General features: G+C 43.1%; 18 protein-coding genes and 1 pseudogene. 7 read left to right on the top strand and 12 right to left on the bottom strand.

Annotated elements, in window-relative coordinates; genetic code table 11:
* Positions 1-22: 22 nt before the first annotated feature.
* From traJ to ACNOGP_RS00660, 11 genes and pseudogenes are all read right to left on the bottom strand, one after another.
* Positions 23-1042 (bottom strand): conjugative transposon protein TraJ, encoded by a 1020-nt coding sequence (traJ, locus tag ACNOGP_RS00710; protein ID WP_418213827.1) that lies wholly within the window; start codon positions 1040-1042, stop codon positions 23-25.
* 24 nt (positions 1043-1066) lie between these two features.
* Positions 1067-1699, bottom strand: coding sequence for a DUF4141 domain-containing protein (locus ACNOGP_RS00705; RefSeq protein ID WP_418213826.1), 633 nt, complete (start codon positions 1697-1699; stop codon positions 1067-1069).
* Between the two features lie 20 nt (positions 1700-1719).
* Positions 1720-4035, bottom strand: a pseudogene (locus ACNOGP_RS00700) (TraG family conjugative transposon ATPase); the annotation flags it as partial.
* A 15-nt stretch (positions 4036-4050) separates the two neighbouring features.
* Entirely contained in the window at positions 4051-4221 is a 171-nt protein-coding gene (locus ACNOGP_RS00695) for a DUF3875 domain-containing protein (RefSeq protein ID WP_005680104.1), read from the bottom strand.
* Positions 4184-4534 (bottom strand): DUF4133 domain-containing protein, encoded by a 351-nt coding sequence (locus ACNOGP_RS00690; RefSeq protein ID WP_004309896.1) that lies wholly within the window; start codon positions 4532-4534, stop codon positions 4184-4186. Before ACNOGP_RS00690 ends, ACNOGP_RS00695 begins: the two co-directional genes overlap by 38 nt.
* An 11-nt stretch (positions 4535-4545) precedes the next feature.
* Positions 4546-4812, bottom strand: a complete 267-nt coding sequence (locus tag ACNOGP_RS00685; protein WP_085931613.1) for a DUF4134 domain-containing protein — start codon at positions 4810-4812, stop codon at positions 4546-4548.
* A 370-nt stretch (positions 4813-5182) separates the two neighbouring features.
* Positions 5183-5935 (bottom strand): hypothetical protein, encoded by a 753-nt coding sequence (locus tag ACNOGP_RS00680; protein WP_418213825.1) that lies wholly within the window; start codon positions 5933-5935, stop codon positions 5183-5185.
* 4 nt (positions 5936-5939) lie between these two features.
* Positions 5940-6353 (bottom strand): DUF3408 domain-containing protein, encoded by a 414-nt coding sequence (locus tag ACNOGP_RS00675; protein ID WP_008643638.1) that lies wholly within the window; start codon positions 6351-6353, stop codon positions 5940-5942.
* Positions 6354-6364: 11 nt separating this feature from the next.
* Positions 6365-7144 carry a ParA family protein gene (locus ACNOGP_RS00670; protein ID WP_418213824.1) on the bottom strand — a complete coding sequence of 260 codons (780 nt, stop codon included), beginning with the start codon at positions 7142-7144 and terminating at the stop codon, positions 6365-6367.
* A gap of 250 nt (positions 7145-7394) precedes the next feature.
* A complete protein-coding gene (locus tag ACNOGP_RS00665) occupies positions 7395-7622 on the bottom strand; it encodes a hypothetical protein (protein WP_004309901.1) in 228 nt (75 codons plus the stop codon).
* Positions 7619-8554 carry an amidoligase family protein gene (locus ACNOGP_RS00660; protein ID WP_154031136.1) on the bottom strand — a complete coding sequence of 312 codons (936 nt, stop codon included), beginning with the start codon at positions 8552-8554 and terminating at the stop codon, positions 7619-7621. The genes ACNOGP_RS00665 and ACNOGP_RS00660 overlap by 4 nt, the downstream gene beginning before the upstream one ends.
* Before the next feature lie 285 nt (positions 8555-8839).
* On the opposite strand from ACNOGP_RS00660, the gene yfcE reads away from it, so the two are divergent.
* Positions 8840-9379 carry a phosphodiesterase gene (gene yfcE / locus ACNOGP_RS00655; RefSeq protein ID WP_418214793.1) on the top strand — a complete coding sequence of 180 codons (540 nt, stop codon included), beginning with the start codon at positions 8840-8842 and terminating at the stop codon, positions 9377-9379.
* A 560-nt stretch (positions 9380-9939) separates the two neighbouring features.
* On the opposite strand, the gene ACNOGP_RS00650 is transcribed toward yfcE, so the two are convergent.
* The gene (locus ACNOGP_RS00650; protein WP_418213823.1) at positions 9940-12375 is read right to left on the bottom strand and encodes a glycosyl hydrolase family 95 catalytic domain-containing protein; all 2436 of its coding nucleotides are present in this window, start codon (positions 12373-12375) and stop codon (positions 9940-9942) included.
* Between the two features lie 237 nt (positions 12376-12612).
* Between ACNOGP_RS00650 and ACNOGP_RS00645 the strand changes: the two genes are divergently transcribed.
* From ACNOGP_RS00645 to ACNOGP_RS00620, 6 genes are all read left to right on the top strand, one after another.
* Positions 12613-14802, top strand: coding sequence for a glycoside hydrolase family 43 protein (locus ACNOGP_RS00645; RefSeq protein WP_418213822.1), 2190 nt, complete (start codon positions 12613-12615; stop codon positions 14800-14802).
* 31 nt (positions 14803-14833) lie between these two features.
* Complete coding sequence (locus tag ACNOGP_RS00640) at positions 14834-16543, top strand: glycoside hydrolase family 43 protein (RefSeq protein WP_418213821.1); 1710 nt, start codon at positions 14834-14836, stop codon at positions 16541-16543.
* 232 nt (positions 16544-16775) lie between these two features.
* Positions 16776-18695 carry a glycan-binding surface protein gene (locus ACNOGP_RS00635; protein WP_418213820.1) on the top strand — a complete coding sequence of 640 codons (1920 nt, stop codon included), beginning with the start codon at positions 16776-16778 and terminating at the stop codon, positions 18693-18695.
* Between the two features lie 15 nt (positions 18696-18710).
* Positions 18711-19610, top strand: a complete 900-nt coding sequence (locus ACNOGP_RS00630; protein WP_279179975.1) for a fimbrillin family protein — start codon at positions 18711-18713, stop codon at positions 19608-19610.
* Between the two features lie 125 nt (positions 19611-19735).
* The gene (locus tag ACNOGP_RS00625; protein WP_418213819.1) at positions 19736-20197 is read left to right on the top strand and encodes a hypothetical protein; all 462 of its coding nucleotides are present in this window, start codon (positions 19736-19738) and stop codon (positions 20195-20197) included.
* Between the two features lie 23 nt (positions 20198-20220).
* A complete protein-coding gene (locus tag ACNOGP_RS00620; protein ID WP_418213818.1) occupies positions 20221-23484 on the top strand; it encodes a SusC/RagA family TonB-linked outer membrane protein in 3264 nt (1087 codons plus the stop codon).
* The last annotated feature ends 3 nt before the right edge of the window (positions 23485-23487 follow it).

The following is a 23487-nucleotide window of genomic DNA, read 5'->3' as shown; positions in this document are numbered from 1 at the left end:
ACTACTATGATTTTTTCAATTTCTACTTTTTCAATAATACGGCACCGACATTTCCCGTTGAAGCACCCGCCGCAGCACCGGCTACATTGGTCACCTTGGATGCCGTATTGTTGACATTCCGGTTATAGGAACTCATACCTCCCGCCTGGACAATCCAGTTCGAAACAGTCGGCACACAAAAATATCCGATAATACCGATAACCATGAATATCAGATAGATGGCCGAGGAACCGTCTACGTCGATGATACTCATCGGATCGGCCATCAGGTTCATCTCTTCCTGCAGGATGAGCGTCTGTATCTTGGCAAGCATCGCCCCGAACAGGTCTGATACCGGCAGCCAGAGATAGACACTGATATAGCGTGCCAGCCATTGGATGAGCGTGTTCTGCAGCCCGTCAAAAACACTCAGGGCAAAGGCTATCGGCCCCAAAAGGCTCAAGACTATCAAAAAGAAGGTACGGATCGTGTCGATGACCAGCGAGGCGGATTGGAAGAGAATCTCCAGCAATTTGCGCATGACCATCTGGACAATACCTTGCAGGGAGAAGGCATACGAAACCTCATACATGGTCTGCAAGGCCGTATGTTCCTCCTCACTCCAGCCCATATTATCCAGTTCCGCATCCAGCTCCTCATTGGAAGCAAAGACACGTCCGGTCATCATCGTCTTAGCCATCATGTCCGCACGGAGCTTGTCCTTCTCCTGCTGGTACTTCTGCAAGTCGAAGGTCTGGTCACGGAGCAGCATTCCGGTTCCCTGAACGATGGGGCTAAAGATACCGTTGAGAGTTCCCAGCACCATCACGTCAAAGAAAAGGATACACATGCCCAGGACAAAAGGCCGTAACATCGAAAAGACATCGATGGGCTCCGCACGGGAGAGAGACTGCCAGACACGGTAAGCGATATAGAACAAAGCCCCTAATGCAGCGAGTGCCATCGCCATGTCCATCATCGGGTGGCAGAGTTTGGTCATCGTATCATAGAGATTCCGAAGAATCTGGTGCATATTTTCAAATGAAATGGATAATAATACCATAATTGATTCTTTTAAAATTGTAGACTACCAATAACGCTCATCCTTGCCGTACAGGTCGAATACCTGTTGCTGCTCGTTCTTCTCCTTGGCACGCAGGTAGGATACATGCAGGTTCTTGCGGGTGTAGTAGTTGGCCAATTCCTTGTAATGTGTCATTTCCCTGTATACCCGGTTCACCAGGTCGATGCGTTCCTTGTCGTTCATGGACATGCCGGTGGGGTTGATGATATTCTTCAGCTCTGCAATGCTGCGGCTGCTCTTCTTCATGATGGTGTTATAACCGGCAGCTATCGCATTCAGTTCCCGCTGGCTGAAATTCTTGTCGGGCAGCATCTTGCCGAAATTGTTTACATAAATTTCAGAAATGTCACTGAGCATCAGGACGGACTCTTTTACTTTCTCACTGCCGCTGATCAAGTCATTCACCTTACGCAGTTTATCATAATACTCACGCCCCTGTTCGAAAATCTTTGAGGTCTCTTTCCATGTGGAAAGTGCATTTTGAGCCGTTTCAGATGTTTCCACCATTTCATTGACACTGTTCACGATACCCTGGACGAGGTTGCCCGGATCGCTGACCACCCATTGTGCCTGCACGCTTGCCGGTACCATAAAGGGCGACAGGACAAACAACATGCTTAAAATTCTCTTTTTCATTGCTTCTTGATTTTAATCGTTTATTTTTTCTTTTTCTTCTCTTTAGCCAGCACGCGGATCGCCTGCTCCATATTACCGCCCAGCTTCTCGGTCATTTGTGTGACTTCCAACTTTTCGGTTTCTTCTGTGGTATAGGTGAGATACTCCTCGACAGAGGTCTCTGTTGCATAGACAGCAGACTGGACACCACCCAGACCAATCCAAACTTCCTTATACTTCCTTGCCGGATCGTTAGCCTGATTGATAGACAGGATTTGTCCTTTTTCTTTGTCGGTCAGTCCGAGCAGGGACTGTACGGAGTCAAACTTGTTGATATACTTCCGTTGATCCAATAGAATCTTGCAATCGGCATTGTTGATGATGGTGTCCTTGATAATGGGACTTGACACGATATCATCCAACTCTTGAGTGACAACCACAGCCTCACCGAAGTACTTTCTAACCGTTTTGTACAAAAACTTTATATAATCGGCCATGCCTTCCCGTGCGATAGCCTTCCAAGCTTCTTCCACAACTATCATCTTCCGAACCCCATGCAAACGTCTCATTTTGTTAATAAACGCCTCCATGATGATGACGGTCACGACCGGGAAAAGGATTTTGTGCTCCTTAATTTCGTCAATTTCAAATACCACAAAACGCTTGTTCAACAGGTCGAGCTGCTCATCGGAGTTCAGCAGATAATCGTACTCTCCACCACGATAATAAGGAGCCAATACATTCAGAAAGTTAGTGAGATCGAAATCCTTCTCGCGGTAATGCTTCTCCTCCAGTATTCCACGGAACTCTCCCTGTACGAACTCGTAGAAAGTATTAAAAGAAGGAACCAGTTCATTGTCCTCCTTTATCTTTTCAAGGAACAGGTTAACTGCCATTGAAAGGGCCACTTCCTCGGCACGGGTAATCACTTCCGTATCCCTTTTCCAGAGCGACATGATCAGCGTTTTAATGGACTCTTTCTTTTCCAAGTCAAAGACCTTGTCTTCGGTGAAAAATGGATTAAAAGCTATCGGATGTTTTTCACTATACGTATAATATATGCCGTCCTCACCGTTTGTGCGCTGGTGAATCAGGTCACATAATCCTTTGTAACTGTTACCGATGTCAATCAATATAATGTGGGTATTCTGTTCCCAATACTGTCTCACAAGATGGTTCATGAAAAATGACTTGCCTGAACCGGATGGCCCGATGACCAGCTTGTTACGGTTCGTGATAATACCACGGCGCATCGGCTCGTCCGAAATATCCAGGTGCAGGGGCTTCCCATTTGTCCGGTCTGCCATTTTGATACCGAAAGGCGACAGGGAATCCGCATAGTTCGTCTCTTCCGTAAAGAAGCAGACTCCCTGTTCGATGAAAGTAAAAAAGGACTCCTCGGAAGGAAAATCCCCCTCACCACCGGGAATACCTGCCCAATACAAGGCAGGCGCGTCAATGGTATTGTAACGGGGCTTGCATCCCATCAGGGCCAGGGCGGAACCGGTATCGTTCTTTATCACCTTGAGCTTTTCCCGGCTATCCGACCAAGCCATGACATTGCAATGGCAACGAATGGCGGTCAGCCCGAAAGAATGCGCCTCGTCCAGATACGCGTCAATCCACTGCTTGTTGAGCTGATTGGCACGGCTGTACTTGGAAAGCGAGTGCATGTTACGTGCCGTCTTCTCAAAGCGTTGCAGGATTTCTGCCGAATCATCAATGAACAGGAACTGGTTATAGATATGGTCACAGGAGAGCATCAGCCCCACAGGAGCGGCAAAACTCAAACGGCAGTCGCTGCGGTCGGTGGAGTATTTCTCATAACGGGTATCCGTCTGGACGGAATCGGGAAGATCATCCACATCTGAAAGCGTATGCACACAGAGGATATCATCCCCGATGCGCATCTCAGATGCGCTCATTTGTATATCCTTCAGTGTGGTCGTGTCCTGTTGTGAAAGAGAAAAATATTTCTCGATCAATCCGGCCTGCTGTGGTGTACCGACAATCTCATCGGTGCTCAACCGTTCCAGACGGATAAAGGCCGAGTCATTCAGGATGCGCTCGAACTGGTCGACACTCTCCAGAAAGCGGCTGACCGCATCCTTGTCCCGGACTTCCTTCGGAATGATATTCCCCCGGCAGAGGATGGAGAAGTTGCTCTCTTTGCGACTCCGTTCTTTGGTTGTCTTGGTGATGAACAGGTAAGAGAAATGATTTAAATAAGGCCGTTCATTGAAATGCAGCTCGAAAGAACGATCCAGAAAGCTCATCCCGTCTTTATGCGTGTCGGCTCTGTAATTCTCTTTCAGGAACCAGTCTTGGCGGTGTACTATCGTATAGTTCGGCAGTACCTTGACTGCCTTTGTTCATGTGCCGTGCATGGATACATAATCTGCGGAAGTGACCGTGAACAGCTCCGGCAGAAAGACCTTGAAGCCGATGGTCACGTCCGCGTCCTTGGAGAGGATGCACCCTTCCTCCACGGACAGGATCGGAAACTTACTTTCCAGCGTTGCGGCTTTTAATATATTTCTCATGAATGCGTTTTTTAAATAAGGAAGATATACGTTTGCGATTGATGATATAGGACGGGTGGTACTTGACTGCGGCCAGCTTCATCAGGCCGTTGGGACCATACTTCTTGTTCAGGTGGAACACCCCGAAGATCAGAGAGAAAGCGGAGAGGACACCGAAACCGATACAGAACCACCGGTCAATACCTATCATATAGAAGATGACGAACAGCAGGAAAATGGCCAGCAAGCCCCCGACAAAGAAGTACAGGTATTGTGCCTGCAAGCCGTTGAATTCCACGTTGCGTCCGATTCCCTTGTTGATATTGTATTCCATAGCCTGCTATATTACAGGAAGAAGGAACGAAGGACTGTCGCCGCGACGATGAGGAAGACGCAGGCTCCAAACCAGCTCCCGGCAGTTTTACCTGTGTCGGGGTCGCCGCTGCTGAACTTCGAATATACCTTAATGGCACCTATCAGCCCTACAATAGCCCCTGCCGCATATATCAACTTGGTGGCGGGGTCAAAATAACCGGTAAGCATGGATGTAGCCTTTGTTATACCGGCACTTCCGTCCCCTTCGGCATAGGCACCTAGGGTGGAAACAGCTATTCATGCGATAAGCGCAACCGTCTTTTTAAAATGTCTTTTCATATGCAATCTAATTTTTTAGTGTGAATAAAATCTTGTTTCAAACAATCCGCAGGAAGTTGCCCTCCTGCGGATTTGTCTCTTGCAACCACGATGTCTTTTTAGAATCAACCTGAGTCATAGTAACCAATCATAGGTACTTCCGTTTTTAAGGGGTTAATCACTCTTTTAATGTTCGCTCCGGTAAAGGGAAAGGATCAACCGGAATCATAGAAGCCTCTCATATCTCTGTATCTTCTTTTCTAACAGGTTATACACTACGTTTCAAGAACTTGTCCTGCCCGGATCAACCGGAATCATAATACTGTCTCATATTCCTTACTTGTTCTATTTATTCGGGCACATGCTCCCTAATATCAAATTCCCGGAGAATGTCGTCCCTATTCTTTCCTGTCAATAAATGGGGCTCGCCCCGGTCCACATACAAGCGCATATAGCGTTTCAGTCTATCGCTGCTTCCCAGGACGCTCGCCTGCAGTACCCTTTCCATGTTCGTGCCTTCCAGCTTTTGGAAAGTCTGCCGGGCCTGTTCCTGTTCCGCTTCCGTAAGTTCGTCCGATGCCATTGCTTTCTCAATCATATCCATATCGTCAAAGGTGACACCGGTTGCCCGGTGGGGATTGCTCCGCTGTACGTATCCTGTAATCTCATAGCGTTCGGGAATCTCCTCTTTTTCTTCACCGGAAGAAGGAGAGGCCTCCCGCATATAATCAATTTCAGGATAATTCAGTTTTTGAAAAGGAACCGGGACTTCCGGGAATTTCGTATTCTTATCAAGGGGGTCGCGCACTCGGAGAACCGGCTCTGTTTTCTTTTCGGGAGTAAAGGTATCACTCTTTTCCATGCCTGATTCAGGCTGTCCGCTATTGTCATCTATTGTCAGTGATTGTCGTATTTGGTATCGGCTTTTGCCTATTATTTCCGTCTCGGATGAGGAAGCTGCCGGATGGATGGCGACAGGCGTAGCCCGACGTTCCTTCCTGTCCTTTCTGCCTCTCCATGTGAAAATGCTGCCTGTATGCACATACTTTTCAATACTCAGGTAAGAGGCATAGATGAACAGGATAATAAAAAGGTATTCCATGTCCTTATGATTTTAGTGATTGGTAATACTTCTCCAGCACGGCATTTATCAATCCGCCGTTCTCTTCGAAATGATGTGCCAGCACCTGGTTTACAAAACCGGCTACGGTCACTTCGCCACGTCCTACCGCCCATACCAGGGACGAGATGCGGCGATGCAGGCCGGCATCGATATGCAATGATTTACGGGATTTGGTTCTGACCGTATTCAGGAAGGACGCCCTGTAAGCGTCGATTTCCCCGGTGGTAAAGACCGGAGCTTCGCTACTCCCGGCAATCTCCTCTACCGTATCCTCCGGCTTCGGGGATGCACTCGTTGCAGGGGAGTCCGGTCGTATCGTCCCTTTCCTGGCGACAATATCCAATATGGCCTTCTCGTCAATGCTCCGGGGGTCAAATCTCTTTTTTCCGCTGTCCATAATTCCCCTTATTATAAGGTATGGGTGGTATCCAGATGTGTTACGGCACATAACTCATCTATCAGTTCACAGAGGCCCGAACCTTTTATCTGGCGGTTGTCGGGAGGGAACAGTGTGGAACGGAAGATACTGTTCTTCAGGGAGCTCAGCTCCTTGTTATAGCGTTTGGTATCCGGTATTCGTGACTCCAGCAGGCGTAACTCCGCTTTTTGTATGACGCGGTTCCAGGACTCGTAGCTTTCTGTCCGTTCACGCTTGTCGACCATGTTCCAGAAAAGATAGATGCCTTTCAGGTTACAGTTGTGCCTGGCAATCAGTTCTTCCTCCACCACCTCGGCAAACTGGAGGGAACTCTGCATGACGACATTATCTGCCTTTAGGGGGATGAAAATGTAATCTATTGCGGAAATGGTATGGACAACCCCTTCGCTGCGGAGGGTTCCCGGAAGGTCGAACAGTACGACATCAAAGACGGCATCCAGCTCTTCGATGTAGCGGTACAGGTCTTCTATAGCTTTCTCCGGATTGCTTTTGATTACCGGATAGGAACGTTTCCGGATTTGTTCATGCTGCCGGTAGAGGGCCACTTTGAGAAAATCACTTTCCTGCACGCTTTCTATGTCCCGGTCACGCATCCGGGAGATGCTGTGCTGGGGGGAGTCGCAATCCACGACACCCACCTTCAGACCTTTCTGGTAGTGAAGGATACTGGCCACCAGAACTGTGAAGGCAGACTTTCCGACTCCTCCTTTCTGGCTGGCAAAGGCAATTAATAACGGTTCTTTTTTCATACGCTTTCTTTATATAATCAGATAAAAATATAATGCTGTAAAACTGTAATGCTTATAATTGTATATCGTTCTACATTGCAAAAGAAAGGAATGCCGGGAAAAGATGAAATACCCTGTCACGGATAGTCATGGATAGTCAGGAATTGACAGGAGGAAATGCCGTCAGGCAGACAGGAAAGGTTGCAATGAAAAAAGAAAAATCCCTGCCTCATCTTTGAAGCAGGGACTAATAATAAAGGAGCGATACCGGTTACCGGACGTAACCGGCGGCTTGCAAGTCCGTCAGGAAATGTTCAGGGGTATCGGTGGCAACTGACACACCATGCAGCTCCCCGTAACGCCGGGCAAAGTTCTCCATATACTCCTGATCCGTGCAATCATAGTCGAACCGGCTCCCCTCACGGAGCAGCCGGACGAACTCTTCCGGGCTGGCGGCGGTTATCTGACCGCCATCCAGCAAATGATAAGTCTGTATCATACCGCTAACTTTTTAGTTCTAAGTTTAAAAAATAATTTCTGTTTCCCGTCCAAGAAGGGTAACCCCTCCAGTGTCATCCGGCTGGGAAGGCTGGAGCTTTTCGCAAAGGTAATCAATCCGTTCAAGAACCGGATCCAATTCTCCATCTTTGTGAAATTAGTCGTACCGGAATGCTGGCGGAACTCAACGGTCCGGTGCCTGGAATAAGCCTCAAAATTGACCTTGTGGTACCGGTCATTATTAAAGACCTCCCGCAGGCCGTCTATCGTCCTTACCGATTTGATTCTCTCGTCGGAAACACCGGAGAGGGTTTTGCAGTAGGTATTGTTCCGGCGTGTCCTTGGCATAAAGGCATCAATCAGGTGTTCGAGATGCTTGTAGGTCAAAGCCAGATTCTTCCAGGTGTCCAGATTGAAACCAGCCGCATCCATATGGACATGGAACCCGCAACTGTCATTCACTTTTGCATTACAGATGTCAAGCACCCAGCATACCGTTTCCAGCTCTTTCAGGCCATTCTCACCCACCAGTATCGGGCTGACCAGCTCGAAAGTATTATTTCCCTGCAGGCTGCTGTCCGTCACCAGCTTCCAATGATCCCTGGTCGTGTGGTTATAACCCTCAACGGCAACATGGATACCGGCCTCCCTCAATTCGCGTGCCAGTCTTTCCATATTACAGTTATAGGCTTCAATCTCAATACCGAACTTGTGGGTGAAGGTGTAATCCATCAGGGTGGTTGCTGCCCTGTTCAGCAAGACTCCACCTTCTCTTTCAAGCATTTTCTTCTCAACATTATATACAAAACCATAGTTGCCGCGTGTCACCAAATCGGCAATTTCCCTGCGCGTCAGGCCCAGACGGAGCAGCTGCTCAATCTTGCTCGTCTTGGTGGTACTCTGTTCTAAGATATTTCTAACTTGTTCGTTCATAGCTTTTTATCCTTTATTATTATACCACTAAGGTAGCATAATAAACCCACATATCATAGTATTAGAAGCCTTATTGTCAGACTGTTAGCTTAGTTTAGCTAAGGCTAAATACCCTTATTTTATGTATCCGATTATAACATTGCAGCAATCTACAAGGACAGCAATACAGCAATCTACAGTTCAGGGAACCTGTCTTTTTTTCTCATCGTTTCCCCGGTTAGGGAGATTAGATAATTATGCTTATTTTTGTGTTGCGAAAACTTAACCTATAACGAATAGATTATGATGAAATACCTGATTGTGTCCGACATACATGGCTCGTTACCGGCACTGGAACAAGTGCTGGCATTTTATCGGGAGCAACAATGCGGAATGCTTTGTATTTTGGGAGATATCCTGAATTATGGTCCCCGGAACGGGATACCTCAAGGACTTGACCCGAAAGGGATCGCAGAACGTCTCAATGCGATGGCCGGTGAGATTGTTGCCATCCGTGGAAACTGTGATTCGGAGGTGGACCAGATGCTGCTGGACTTTCCCATCCTGTCCGATTACACCCTGTTGGTGGATAATGGAAAACGTTTCTTTCTCACCCACGGACATATCTACAATGAGGACAGACTGCCGAAGGGAAGGTTCGATTGTCTTTTTTATGGTCACACCCACCGGTGGAAACTTGAACGGACTGAGCATACAGTGGTCTGCAATACCGGCTCCATCACTTTCCCGAAGGACGGGAACATGCCAACATTCGCTATTTACTGTGACGGTACGGTATCCGTTCACCGGCTGGACGGCAGCAGGCTCAAGGAACTTTCTCTCTGATGGGGAATGTATAATAACAGCCTTTTATAATTGTAGCCTTTTATAATTGCTTATCCATTATACAAATATAGCAATATCCAAAACGCCAATTATTCAGTTGTCACTGTGTAACATTCCAAAAGACTACAGATATAATAGTATTCGGATTATCCGATTATCAAAATATTCAGTTCTCTGAATATTCAATTATCACGAAAAAGAAGCCATCTGATGTGTCGGATAATTGTAGAATGCTCTACTATTACAGGAAGCTACAGCCTATTCCGCCTCCGGAATATTGGTAAAAAACGCCAACTTTCCTGAAGAAGCAGACCGAAATCGGAAGAGGTTGCCATCGGGAGGGAGGCACCAGTCGGGGCAATCTACAGTTCTACTTAAAAACGTTGTCCCCGTGGAGGGGACAGCAAGTTGTGTTTTCGTTTAACGAAAACGAAATGGTTTAACGGCGGTAATCCGCCGTTAAACTGATATCTATTTAATGCTCCGAAGTCGCATATCATTAAAAGCTGATATTTGTTATTTCTCAAGTTGAATCTACGATATTTGAAAACAGAATTTTCTTACATAAATTTTCTCTTAATCGTATTTATAACATAAATTTTGCCAACCGTTGTTTCAATATCATATTCATACACTTTTTGTAATTGAGGAGACTGAGGCTTTAGCTCTTTAACTATTAAAGGCTTTTTTATTGGAGTGCTAGCGAATAATGGATTCGAACATTCTCTGTTTACTTGCTTTAAGTCTTTCCCTTTCAGTGGAACATAAGACCGGATACGGAGTGTACCACCTATATTGGAGCGAATGATCGCTTTATTTAACATATTGTTTTTCCAGTCCATATCAACAGTAAAGTTTCCACGTGCCACCAGCCCTTTCACGCTTCCTTCTTTCCATGCATCAGGTAATGCGGGCAATAGATGTACAGCACCATCGTGACTTTGAAGCAACATCTCCGCTACTCCGGCTGTATAACCGAAATTTCCGTCAATCTGGAAAGGCGGATGGGCATCCAGCATATTGGGATAGGTACGCCCGTTCGGATATTCTTTAGCCAGGTTATCGTTGGGCAATAGTTGAATCATATTTTTGATGATTTGGAAGGCATGGTTTCCATCCAGCATACGTGCCCAGAAATTGACTTTCCAGCCGATACTCCAACCGGTAGCCTTATCACCGCGTTGAAGCAATGTGTTTCTTGCTGCCTGGAATAACTCGGGATTCGAGTATGGAGAAATTTGATTACTCGGATATAGCCCGTACAAATGTGAAATATGACGGTGCTCGTCTTTGGGATTGTCAATATCTTCAAGCCATTCTTGTAGTTGGTTATGTTTTCCTATTTGCATAGGTGGCAACTTCTCTAGTGTTTGTTTGAGGGAGTCTTGGAAAGAGGGGGCTTCACCTGCGATGTATGAAGCCAATAAGGTATTATGCAGTGCATCAAAGGCAATCTGATTGTCCATGGTGCAACCGGCCGTGATGGGACCGTGTTCTGGCGACACAGAAGGCGACACTACCAACCATTTATACACTGGATGTTCTACCAAGAAATCCATGTAGAACTGCGCTGTTCCTTTCAGGATGGGATAATACTCTTTCAGGAACTCTTTATTTCCTGTAAAGAGGTAATGTTGCCAGATATGTTGTGCTAACCATGCACCGCCGCTAGGCCACATTCCGGCTGCAGCAAAGTCTACAACTCCGCAAATTCGCCATAAATCAGTATTATGATGCGCCATCCATCCCCTACAATCATACATAGTTCGGGCTGTTTCTGCTCCTGTGACGGATAAATCTTTCAACATAGAGAATAGCGGACTATGTGTTTCACTTAAATTAGTGACTTCTGCCGGCCAATAGTTCATTTCTGTATTAATGTTGATGGTGTATTTACTATCCCAAGGTGCATGAGTACTGTTGTTCCATATACCTTGCAGATTAGCCGGTTGTCCACCCGGTTGCGAAGAAGAAATCAGTAAATAACGTCCATAATGGAAAAGTAGAGCTGCCATTGCCATATCTTCCCCATTTCCGAAGTTTTCAATTCGTTTGGGAGTCTCCAGTTGGGAAGTTTTGCCTGTCGGTAATGTAAGGCGTACACGGTCAAATTGTTTTTTATAATAAGCGATATGGCTTTTGAGAGCTTTTTCGTAAGGTATTTGCATTGCTCTTTTCAGATATTCGCTGGTCCGGTGGGATTCATCGGCGCTGACATCCTGGTAGTTTACGTAGTTGGTTGCTGCCGATATATAAAGGGTGGCTTCTGTTCCTTCATTAATTTGGAGAGTATTTCCTGCCGGGCGGAGAGTGCCATTCGTTTTTACCTGGATTTGACATTCTGCCCGTAGCGCGGCTTTCAAACCTTCCTGTTCTTTCCCTTGACAGGTGACCGTCAGCTTATTATTTTGAACATTCACCTTATGTACTAAAGGGCAGTTATATGTAATAGTAAAGTTCAGCGCGTTTGCTTTACTTGCTTTGATATGCATAATAATGACATTGTCAGTAAATGAGGCAAAAGTGGTGCGGGTATAAGTGACGTCATCCGCTTGATAACGGGTAGTTGTCGTTGCATTCTCCAGATTCAGATCGCGGTAAAAGCCGGATGCGTTTTGGTGTTCCGGAAATTCCAGGTAAAGACTACCTAATGTCAGATAGCTCATTCCGTGTTGCCGGGTTAGAAAATTGGCATCAATGAGCCTTTGTGCTTCCTTGTTTTTTCCTTCAAATATCAGTTTGCGCACAATAGGGAGGACATGTACTGCATTCGGGTTATTATTGTTATAAGGAGAGCCTGCCCAAAATGTTTCTTCATTGAGTTGTAATTCTTCGCGTTCGATTCCGCCATATATCATGGCTCCAAGACGGGAGTTACCAATAGGGAGAGCTTCCGACCAATTTTGTGCAGGTTGACTATACCACAGTTTCAGGTCCTGTCCTGAAACAAGGTTGCTAATTAATAAGAGTAATACCAAAAAAGTGTTCCTGTTCATAATTACTGTAATTTTTTAGAGCAAAGATAACTAGTTTTCTTTGCCAGATAATTAATATATGTTTCTTATTGCTTATTTGAAAGTTGTCTATTGGGAATGTATGTTACAATTTATATTGTTAATGTTACATGTTGATACATTTATGAATGTAAATGAAATATATAATATCGTTTCACAAGATATCCGCTGGTATATTTGCAGCAGTTTATATGATATACAATTAAAAAGAATTATATTATGAGAAACAAAATTTGGTTGTTAGTCGTGTCAGAGATAATATCAGGGTTGTTATTTTTAACTTGTTCATCATCTGATGAACTTTTGTCGGATAATTTGCCTATAACAGATGAGATTGGAAATGATAATGGAGAGGTATCTGATGATGATTTTCCACCTTTGGGCATAGCGGAATTTGGTAAATTTATGTATCAAGCAGGAAATGATTGGAACGGTCAATATAATGCAGAAAGCCAATACTTGAATCCTATATTACCAGGTAGCTATCCAGATCCGAGTATTTGTAGGGCGGGTAGAGATTATTATATTGTTAATTCTTCATTTGCTTATTTCCCGGGAATTCCTATATGGCATAGTACAGATTTGGTACATTGGAATCAGTTGGGACATGTTCTGAATCGTCCCACTCAATTGCTTTTACAAAATACTCCAATATCTGGTGGAATATATGCTCCAGATATTAAATACAATCCTTTTAATCGACAGTTTTATGTGATAACTTGTGGTGTGGGATGTGGAGGAACTTTTTATGTGAAAACAGATGATCCGAAAAAAAACAACTGGAGTGAACCGATAAAACTGCCTGAGGTTGGTGGCATTGATCCTGCTTTTCTGTTTGATACAGATGGTAAGGCGTATATTGTAAATAATGATAACCCTGAATATGCGCCTTTATATGGAGCACACAAAGCCATTTGGATTCGTGAATTTGATTGGAAGAATGATAAAGTAATCGGAGAGGCTCGGGTTATAGTGGACGGAGGAGTAGATATCAACCAGCAACCAAGCTGGATTGAAGGTCCACATTTGTATCATATTGGTGACAAGTACTACCTTATGGCAGCAGAGGGTGGTACAGGTCCACATCATCGGGAAGTCATTTTTTCTTCTAACTCTCCATGGGGACCATTCGTTCCTTGTCCGATAAATCCGATTCTTACTCAAAAAGATCTACCATCTGATCGTAAAAACCAAGTGACTTGCGCTGGACATGCAGATTTAGTACAAACAGAATCTGGGGATTGGATGGCGGTCTTTTTGGCTGTGCGTCCTCAACGGGAGGGGTATGAGAATACTGGGCGGGAAACTTTTATGCTTCCGGTAGATTGGAATGAAGAACAACCAATCATTTTATCTACAGGGAAAGAAGTTCCTTTTGTTGTGGATATGACACTAGAACAAAAAAAAATGCAAGAACAAGAAGTTGTCGAATATTATGACCCATATAAACACAGTGTATTATGGAAAGATAATTCTTTGACGCATGATGCACTGTTTATTCGTACTCCACTTAAGGATTTTTATACAGTGGAAAACGGTAGATTAAGGTTGCCTTTACGTAAAGTCAAATTAAACGAAATGAAACAGCCATCTTTTATTGGGAGGCGTGTGAATAGTGCGAATTTTACTATTGAAACAGATGTAAAATTTATACCACGAGGTGAGGAAGATTTTGCAGGGGTAGTTTGCTTTCTAAATGATGATTGTTATATTTTGTTTGGAAAAACAGTAGAACGGGATTCAGGTGAATCGATACTGTTATTAGAATCCTATTGTCGGAAAAGTAATGAAACGGAGTCAAAACTTGTAAATAGAGTGGAATATTATTTGCTTAAAGATGAAGTTGATAGGCGGCTTTGTTTACAAGTGAAAACGGTTGATCAAACAGCATATGCTTTCAGTTATACATTTGGCAACAGTAAAGAATGGCGGCAATTGGGGGCACCTATATCTTCGAACCTAGTGAGTACTTCAGTTGCAGGTGGATATATGGGAACGATGATAGGTGTTTATGCAACAGGAGTCCCTGTCCCTTCTGTGGAAACGACGAAAGATATCCCCCTTTTCCCGCGTACCTACGGTTGGGGAACTTCTGGTAATAGCTATACGCAAACGATAACCTTCAATTATAATTATTCACAATATGGCTGGAAGAATGCAAATGATGAGGAATTATCCATTTACCAGTATCTTGTATTGGAAATAGAACCAGTGAATTCGAAGATAGAAATACATGTTTTATATTCTGGTGAGAAGGAGAGTGTTTGTTTAGGAACTATAGGCGAGGGTGGTACAAATGCAGTGGTCTCAATAGATGGAAAACGCCCTATTACAGCCATATATCTTTTAAGTTATCAACCTATTGAACTGAGAGTAAAGACTTTTAGGTTGCAACAGAGCAAAGAATAATTTTTTTATTAATATAATCCTTTTATATATTATGAGAAGTTTGAGTAAAGTATTATTGTTCGCATTGATATCGCATTTTGGGGTATTACCTGCCCAAAACACTCCGGTTTTTGATGAGTTTCTTTATCACGGTAAAAATTCGGTAAACCCAGGAATGTTTCAGTATTCAAATCCTATACTTCCTGGTTGTTATCCGGATCCGAGCATTTGTCGCGTGGGGAAAGATTACTATCTGGTCAATTCTACTTTTGGCTATTATCCGGGAGTGCCTATTTGGCACAGTACCGATTTGGTTCATTGGAAGCAACTGGGATATGTTCTCAACAGACCTTCACAATTGATGTTGAAAGATTGTAAGATGTCAGGAGGTGTATATGCACCAGATATAAAATACAATCCTCATAATCGGACATTTTATATGATTACTACAGGAACAGGTTATGGAAGTACTACTTATGTAAAAACGGATGATCCTAAGAAATGTAATTGGAGTGCTCCGGTAGCTCTCCCATCCGTAGGAGGTATCGATCCAAGTTTATTTTTCGATGAAGACGGTAAAGCGTATATTCTGAATAATGATGCTCCGGCTTATGAACCGCTGTATAGCGGGCATCGTGCCATTTGGATTCGTGAATTTGACTGGAGGAATGACCGCGTTGTCGGAGAAGCAAAAGTTTTGATTGACGGCGGATTGGATATCAGTAAACAACCATCATGGATCGAAGGGCCTCATCTTTATAAAGTAAAAGGAAAATATTACCTGATGGCTGCGGAGGGTGGCACAGGTCCTAATCACCGGGAGGTGATACTTTCTTCTGATTCTCCCATGGGACCTTTTAAACCTTGTGCGATTAATCCGATTTTGACTCAAATGGGGCTTTCTTCCGATAGGATAGATCCGATAACTTGTGCCGGACATGCAGATCTTGTAGAAACAGAAAACGGTGAATGGTTTGCTGTTTTCTTGGCTGTTCGTCCTGCTCGGTATGGACATGAGAATACGGGACGTGAAACCTTCCTGCTTCCGGTAAAATGGAATGATGACCAACCTGTGATTTTGGAGAAAGGAACAACAGTTCCCTATGTGGTGGATATGACACCGGAGATGAGAAGATTATCAAAAGATAACACTATAAAAGGGTATGAACCTTATGCGCCGGCCTTATTGTGGACTTCGGAAGGGTTGTCGAAAGATGCTGTTTTTATTCGTACCCCTGTAGGGGATTTTTTTACAATAGAGAAAAACGGGCAGTTGAGGTTGAAGCCTAAAAATGTATGTATCGATCAGTTCGGTAATCCGTCTTTTATCGGAAGACGGATTAACAGTAAAAACTTTTATGCACAGACAACATTGGCTTATACTCCGAAGAGCAAACAGGAATTTGCAGGTGTGGTTTGTTTTCAGAATGATTATTGTTATATCCAGTTTGGAAAAACGATGAATGAGAAAGGAGAAGAAGTACTTCAGCTAAAGTCATTTAGCGGCAAGGAAAAAAAAGAGTTGAAAGACGAATATGAATGTTTGTTATCCCGTAAAGAAAAAAAGCAGAAAGTTTATTTGAAAGTAGAAGTTCAGACACCAGAAGAATATACTTTCAGCTATGCATTTGGTAGGCCAGACTCTTGGATGGTGCTTGGAAAAGTAAAATCCAGTCTTTTGAGTACGGTCACTGCCGGTGGATTTACAGGGACTACCATAGGCATTTATGCAACTACAAATTCTCGAAATTTTGGAAGATGAATCATTTTTGAACCAATTTGAAATAAAAACTAATCAGAAGTAACTAATGAATATGCATTTGATATATGTTATAAAAGCGGTTGTTGACGCATTGGTTACTTTTGCATAGTTCATCATTTCTAAATGCAGTAAATATTTTTAGTATCTATATTTGTTAACTTTATTCGTGTAGTGCTAAATGAACTAATTGGCATTATACAGATAATCATTTAATTAAGAAAATTGATTTATTATGAAAAAGAGAAATCTATTTTTAAGCATGGCATTAATGTGCTCTTTGTCTTCAGTGTTTGTTTCATGTACAAAAGATGACGTACTAGACAAACAAAATACAAATGGACGTACACCGATTACTTTTATCAGTGGCATAAATACACGTAGCATAAACGTGGATTTGCAGAAAACGCAAATAGCTAATGGCGTGAAAGTGGGAGTTTTTGTGAACGGAACTAGTGAATTAGTTGCTGATAATCAGCAACTCCTAGCCGATGGGGCGGGTAATTTTACCGGTGAAGCAATATTTTATCCAGAAGATAATTCCGCTATTAGTGTATATGCGTATGCTCCGTTTAGTAGTGATTGGGTAGGCAATTTGAATGTCGCTCACTCGTTTACCGTTGCAACAGATCAGAGTACGGATGAAGCTTACTTGGCAAGTGACTTATTATGGGGTATACCTATGGGGGAGAATTCGTTTATTTCATCAAAGTCTCCAATCACTCTCAACTTCAAACATAAGCTGAGCAAACTGAATCTCAATTTCAATACCGGAGAAACGGGCGTCAATTTGAAAGGAGCAATAGTAAGTATCTTAAACACAAAGCCCACAACCACTCTCAATGTACAGGATGGTACATTAGAAGCAGCCTCAGGTGCAGCCACGGAAATTACAGCCGTGAAATTTGCAGATGATGCTAGCATTTTCTCTGCAAGCGTCATCCTCGTTCCACAAAAAATAGCTGCCGCTAACTTTATTAAAATTATTACAGCAGAAAAGGAATACATCGCTGCTTTAAACACTGATGTTACATTCGGTGAAGGGAAGGTCTACACTTATACAGTGAAGTTCGGCGTAAGTGGTGGAGAAGAGACTGTAGAACTTGTACTAGGTAGTGTAATTGATGATTGGGAGAACGGTAATGAAGATTTGGAAGGCGATGCCAAAGGTCCACAGCCGGTGGTTGACCGCGTATCACACACAATGGCGAAGGTCGGAGAACGTATCCGTATCTATGGGGCAAACTTTAAGGGTGTGAAGAAAATAGTATTCCCAGGTGATGTAGAAGCTATGACTTTAGTAGAAAGTGAGAGTGAACTGGATGCTGCAGGTGAGTTTTGGATTCATAGTGCTGAAGATAACAGCTATCAAATGATTGATGTGATTATTCCCGAAGGGGGTGACCAAGTAGCTGGTGCACTTTATGTGGAAGCGGAAACTGGCAATCGTGGATATTCTTATTCTTACATGAATTGCAAAGATAATATATTTATCTCAAAATTCACTGGGGATGCATATCAAATGGGAGGTAGCAATATTTACGCTACAAACCAAATCATGCCTGAATCAAATTGGGAGATGTGGCCTGGCAATCCAGAAAATATCCGTACTTTTGGAGATTCTCAGGATGCTGACAATAACCCTGATACAAAAGGTATTTCTTATGCTGCAACAGCAGAATCTGATCAGACCCTGGATGGTTATAAGTTGAAAACTTCACAATTTAGTTTTAGTTTGTCAAAGATGTGTGAGAAAATACCAAATGGAATTACGGATTGTGACGATCTTGCCATCCAGTTTGATTGTTATATGTCGAGTGAGGAAGATAACGGATGGACAACTGGGGCTTTACGTTGGGCATTAGGATATGGGGGAGATGAAATAACATATACTCCGTGGTGGACACAACAACCAGCTTTGTACGATCCGATAACGGTAGACTTTTCATCTGGATGGAAAACTTTAACCTTTCCGATGAAGGACTTTAAAAATACAAGTGGAAAAAAAGTAGAAGAGATACCTGACGGTAATGGACAATTGAAATTAATATTCGGTAGTTTTGCTCCTTATGGTGAGGGCTCCAGAGGAACAGCTGTTACAAATTTCTTAATGTATATGGCTAACTTTCGTATCGTTCCCTATACAAAACCTTAAACAAAGAAGATAAATATGTCGACAGGTAAAATAATAATTCCACAGTGGATTCTGGTAGTTATCTTGCTTGGAATCACGGCATGTAATTCCAATGACGATGTCTCTGTGATAGATGAAGATAACGGTATCCTTGGACTAAACATGAAAGTTGAGGAGAACGGTGAACTTACAAATCTTCCAACAGGCACATCCTTAGGTTTGTTCGTCATGAGAAGCAGTTCTACTATCCTCTCTGCGAATACAAGATTAACAATGGATAAAGAAGGAGTTCCACAAACGGATACCCAACTTTTTCTCCCACTGTCGAAAGCTATGAGTGTCTGTGCTTATTGTCCATATAGAGAATCGTGGAATGTGGCAAATTTGGATAATAATTTAACGTTTTATATATCAACTAATCAAAGTGAAAAGGAGGCCTATTATTCAAGTAGTCTGAAGATAGCTTCGACGGCATATCTAGATAACGGAAAAGCCACACTGGTTTTCCGTCATGCCATGGCCAAAATAAATATCCGTATAACTGATGAAACAGGTATTTACAATCTGAGTAATTCCACGTTAACTTTGCCGGGACGTAACGTTAGCGTATTAGCAAATCTGACAACAGGTCGTGTTGGTATCATATCAGGAATTACTGCTGATATTAATACTTTCATGATAAACAATACTACTGCTGAGGCTATTGCCTCGGCGGTAGTAACACCTGAAACTGTGGAAGCTGGTAGCATGATGCTTACAGTTTCGGTAAATGCCCAGACGTTCAGTTATCATATTTCTGAAACTCAAAAATGGGAAAGTGGTAAAGAATATATGTATGAAATGAAACTTACTGATAGAGGTCTTGTTTTTGTCAAAGCTCAGATGACAGATTGGGAGAATGGAAATGACGAAACAGAGCTTGAAATAATTTCTTAATTATAGTTTATGACCAATCCATGGTTATCCGTATGGTGTCCGTTCGTAAATTCTCAACTAAAAACGGTGTTAAATAAGTAAATATGCATTATACGGATAATCATAATATTATAATTTTGTATCAGATGAAAAAAAGAATTTTATGGGTCTTGTCCTTTTTCTTAGTTGGTATGGCTTTTGCTAGGGAGGTGAACCGTAATGTTACTTATCATGCCGAAACGAAGACATTGGTATTTACAGGTGGGCGATTCTGTAACTGCTTCTATCTTCCGTTAACAGGAGATCTTTCAGGTTTCAAGTCTTTGGTAATAGATTGTGTGAGATGTGAAAGTGCTTTTCGCGTGAAGATAGAATACTTGGATGAAGAAGGAGAAATACAGAAAAAGGAGTATTACCAGAATGCGAAAATTGATAGTGGTGCTGTGGTGAAGAAAATAAACTTGACGGAATTGAATCAAAGTACCGCTCTTGATAATGTTGAATCAGTGAGTATCACCTCTTGTGAGGGAGCTCAGACAATAGTGCTTAATTCAGTTTATCTGTTGGGAAAGGACGATAAACAAAAAATAATTGAAATTAGTGAATAAACCTTGAAATGATAAAGGATGATATGAAAAACAAATTTTTAGTAAAGCGTTTGCTATTGGGAATCCTGTTTTTGGGGTTTGCCTTGCAGGATTCTTCGGCAACAGGGGACCTGCACTCTTTTACTGTGAGTGAGACACTCGATAAGAGTGTTGTTGTCAGTGGAGTTGTGGTAGACAGCGATACGGGTGAACCTTTGATAGGAGCAAGTGTGCGTTTGAAAGGTTCCGGACAAGGGACCAGTACTGACTTGAATGGAAAGTTTACAATAAAGGTTCCAGAAGACGGCATCTTATCAGTATCCTATATCGGCATGAAAACAGCGGAATTTAAAGTACCTAAGAACGGGAAACTGAATATAGCGCTGAAAAATGACGCTAAAATGTTGGATGAAGTGGTAGCGATAGGCTACGGTTCGATGAAGCGTTCGGACTTGACCGGTTCTGTAGTGTCCGTCAATTCGGAAGCTATCACGCAAGCTGCAGCCACTACTATTGACCAGGTATTGCAAGGGCGTGCTGCCGGCTTGCAGATGAGCCAGAATTCCGGTATCCCCGGAGGTAGTACCTCTATTCAGATACGCGGTGTGAATTCTATCAACAGTACGAATGAGCCTATTTATGTAGTGGATGGGGTTATTATTTCCGGACGCACTGGAGATAATACCAGTAATGCCATTGCAGGTATTAATCCGTCAGATATCGAAAGCATAGAAATATTGAAAGATGCTTCCGCCACCGCTATTTATGGTGCGCAAGGCGCCAATGGGGTTATCTTGATAACAATGAAGAAAGGTATTTCCGGAAAACCGCAGATTAATGTCAGCGGTTCTTATGGGATACAGCAGTTGCCAAATAAAATTGAGATGATGAACTTGCGTGAATATGCACGTCATTATAACGAACGCTATAAAGTGATTGGCAGTGAGAGAGATATGAAAGAGGAATATAGCAATCCAAATGCTTTGGGAGATGGTTCCGATTGGCAAGATGGTATTTTTCGTCTTGCTGCCATGCAGAACTATAACCTTTCTGTGCGGGGAGGGAATAAGACTGTTTCATATTCTCTTTCCGGTGGATATACCGGACAGGAAGGGATAGCTATAGGTTCTTCGTTTGATCGTTTCACTCTTCGGATGAGTACGGAAGTACAGGCAAGCAAGTTGTTCCGCATGGGAGGAACAGTGAACATGACTTACACTGATCAGGAAACAAGTATGGCGAACTGGGCTATTATTCCGAATGCATTGTATCAAGCTCCTCATGTGCCGATTTATAATCCGGACGGGACATTCGGTGGTCCGGACGAAGAGGATACCTCTTTGTATGGGTATAGTAACCCTATTGCCGTGGCGGAACTGACAGAGCGTACCAATAAGAAGTTGGGGGTCAGAGGCAACTTCTTTTTGCAGCTTCAACCGGTAGAATGGCTGACATATCGTACCGAACTTGTAGGGGATGGTAGTATCGATAATTTTCAGTACTTCCTTCCTGCCTATCAAATCGGTTGGTCAAATAATCCCTACGCCATGTCCGAGCACTCAAAAAATTATTCCATGTACTGGGGATGGAAGAATGTGGTTACAGCTAATAAGAAGTTTGGCGAATCTCATCGTCTTACAGTGATGCTGGGGCATGAGATGAATGGCAGGGACGGAGACAGACTATGGGGACGACGTACACATGGCTCTAATGAATTGACTGATTTGGATGCGGGGGATGCCAACTATTCTACTAATGGTGGTAGTGGGAGTCAGACGCGTTTCCTGTCTTTTTTCGGTCGTGTATTCTATAGTTATAAAGGACGGTATCAGTTCACTGGAACTGTACGTCAGGATGGTACAAGCCGTTTTGGTAAGGGCAACAAGTGGGGGACGTTCCCGTCGGCTGCTATCGCATGGCGCGTATCGGACGAGAAATTTATGAAACCGTTGCGGAGTGTGATGAACAATCTGAAGTTCCGGTTAAGTTATGGTATTGTGGGAAACTCTAATGTCAGCAACTTTGCTTATCAGCCTATGTTGGCGAACGTACAGTCGGTATGGGGAAACAGTGTGCAGATGGCTCAGATTCCTAATCCCGATTTGAAATGGGAGAGTACAAAATCATGGAACTTCGGCGTAGACTTGAACTTCTTTAATAACCGTATCGAACTGATCTTTGATACATACATCAAGAAAACAAATGATTTATTATTCCAGTTGACGTTGCCCGGATATTTGGGAACAAGCGGTCAGGGCGCAACTTCCACTCAATGGGCGAATGTGGGTTCTTTGCAAAATAAAGGATTTGAATTCACTCTGAATACCGTGAATATCTCCAAACGGGATTTCTCGTGGCGATCTAATTTGACATTCAGCCGGAATGTAAATAAGATTCTGGCCATGAACATGGAGAATGCCTTTATAGATAAGACTTATCAGCTGGGCGGAGCCACAAGTGTAGTGACCCGTACAACAACAGGACGTGCTGTGAGTGAATTCTATGGTTACAACATGATTGGAAGGATTAACTCGGCAAGTGACTATTTGATAGATAACGGTGATGGGACAAGTACGGTGAAAATAGCTACGCCACGATTGAAGAAAGGAGACGTGGTTAAAAATAAGGAATTGATGAACAGCATCTTTGTAGGTGACCTGATTTTCGAAGACCGGAATAATGACGGTATTATTGATGAAAAAGACCGTGATTTTATGGGAAGTCCGTTACCGAAGTTCACATTCGGATTTAACAATACATTCAAATACAAAGATTTTGATTTATCCCTTTTCTTGTATGGTTCGTATGGAAATAAAGCGTTAAACTGGCTGCGTCGTCGTTTGGACGACCCCAATTCTACCGGAAACAAGGCGAAAAATACAGCGAATTACGCCCGTATCGGATATTATGATGGAAATTCGGAGAACAAGGATGTATGGAATGCTTACGTATTGCCTGGAGCCGACAGCGGGCTTCCCCGTATATCTGTGGGTTCTGATTATAATGACAATATACGTGTCAGCAACCGTTTCGTGGAGGATGCTTCTTTTTTGCGTATTCAAAACATCGTATTGGGTTATAATTTTCCTAAGAAATGGATACGTAAGATTGGAGTGGAACGTTTACGTATATATGCTAATGTAAAGAACGTATATACATTTACGAAATATTCCGGCTATGATCCGGAAATCGGTTCCACGCAGGGACAATATTCCTATTCCGGTCAGAGTATGCTGATGTATGGGGTAGATACAGGGCGTTGTCCTTCGCCTCGTGTTTATACATTTGGTCTTGATTTAACCTTCTAAAAA

The organism is Bacteroides difficilis (assembly GCF_048319815.1).
Taxonomy (GTDB): domain Bacteria; phylum Bacteroidota; class Bacteroidia; order Bacteroidales; family Bacteroidaceae; genus Bacteroides; species Bacteroides zhangwenhongii.
This window is presented reverse-complemented; position numbering and strand designations above follow the sequence as displayed.

Bases quoted from the DNA above. Each gene is read 5' to 3' on its own strand.
- traJ (WP_418213827.1), bottom strand. From the start codon at position 1,042: ATGGTATTATTATCCATTTCATTTGAAAATATGCACCAGATTCTTCGG.
- ACNOGP_RS00705 (WP_418213826.1), bottom strand. From the start codon at position 1,699: ATGAAAAAGAGAATTTTAAGCATGTTGTTTGTCCTGTCGCCCTTTATG.
- ACNOGP_RS00695 (WP_005680104.1), bottom strand. From the start codon at position 4,221: ATGAGAAATATATTAAAAGCCGCAACGCTGGAAAGTAAGTTTCCGATC.
- ACNOGP_RS00690 (WP_004309896.1), bottom strand. From the start codon at position 4,534: ATGGAATACAATATCAACAAGGGAATCGGACGCAACGTGGAATTCAAC.
- ACNOGP_RS00680 (WP_418213825.1), bottom strand. From the start codon at position 5,935: ATGGAATACCTTTTTATTATCCTGTTCATCTATGCCTCTTACCTGAGT.
- ACNOGP_RS00675 (WP_008643638.1), bottom strand. From the start codon at position 6,353: ATGGACAGCGGAAAAAAGAGATTTGACCCCCGGAGCATTGACGAGAAG.
- ACNOGP_RS00670 (WP_418213824.1), bottom strand. From the start codon at position 7,144: ATGAAAAAAGAACCGTTATTAATTGCCTTTGCCAGCCAGAAAGGAGGA.
- ACNOGP_RS00665 (WP_004309901.1), bottom strand. From the start codon at position 7,622: ATGATACAGACTTATCATTTGCTGGATGGCGGTCAGATAACCGCCGCC.
- ACNOGP_RS00660 (WP_154031136.1), bottom strand. From the start codon at position 8,554: ATGAACGAACAAGTTAGAAATATCTTAGAACAGAGTACCACCAAGACG.
- yfcE (WP_418214793.1), top strand. From the start codon at position 8,840: ATGAAATACCTGATTGTGTCCGACATACATGGCTCGTTACCGGCACTG.
- ACNOGP_RS00650 (WP_418213823.1), bottom strand. From the start codon at position 12,375: ATGAACAGGAACACTTTTTTGGTATTACTCTTATTAATTAGCAACCTT.
- ACNOGP_RS00645 (WP_418213822.1), top strand. From the start codon at position 12,613: ATGAGAAACAAAATTTGGTTGTTAGTCGTGTCAGAGATAATATCAGGG.
- ACNOGP_RS00640 (WP_418213821.1), top strand. From the start codon at position 14,834: ATGAGAAGTTTGAGTAAAGTATTATTGTTCGCATTGATATCGCATTTT.
- ACNOGP_RS00635 (WP_418213820.1), top strand. From the start codon at position 16,776: ATGAAAAAGAGAAATCTATTTTTAAGCATGGCATTAATGTGCTCTTTG.
- ACNOGP_RS00630 (WP_279179975.1), top strand. From the start codon at position 18,711: ATGTCGACAGGTAAAATAATAATTCCACAGTGGATTCTGGTAGTTATC.
- ACNOGP_RS00625 (WP_418213819.1), top strand. From the start codon at position 19,736: ATGAAAAAAAGAATTTTATGGGTCTTGTCCTTTTTCTTAGTTGGTATG.
- ACNOGP_RS00620 (WP_418213818.1), top strand. From the start codon at position 20,221: ATGAAAAACAAATTTTTAGTAAAGCGTTTGCTATTGGGAATCCTGTTT.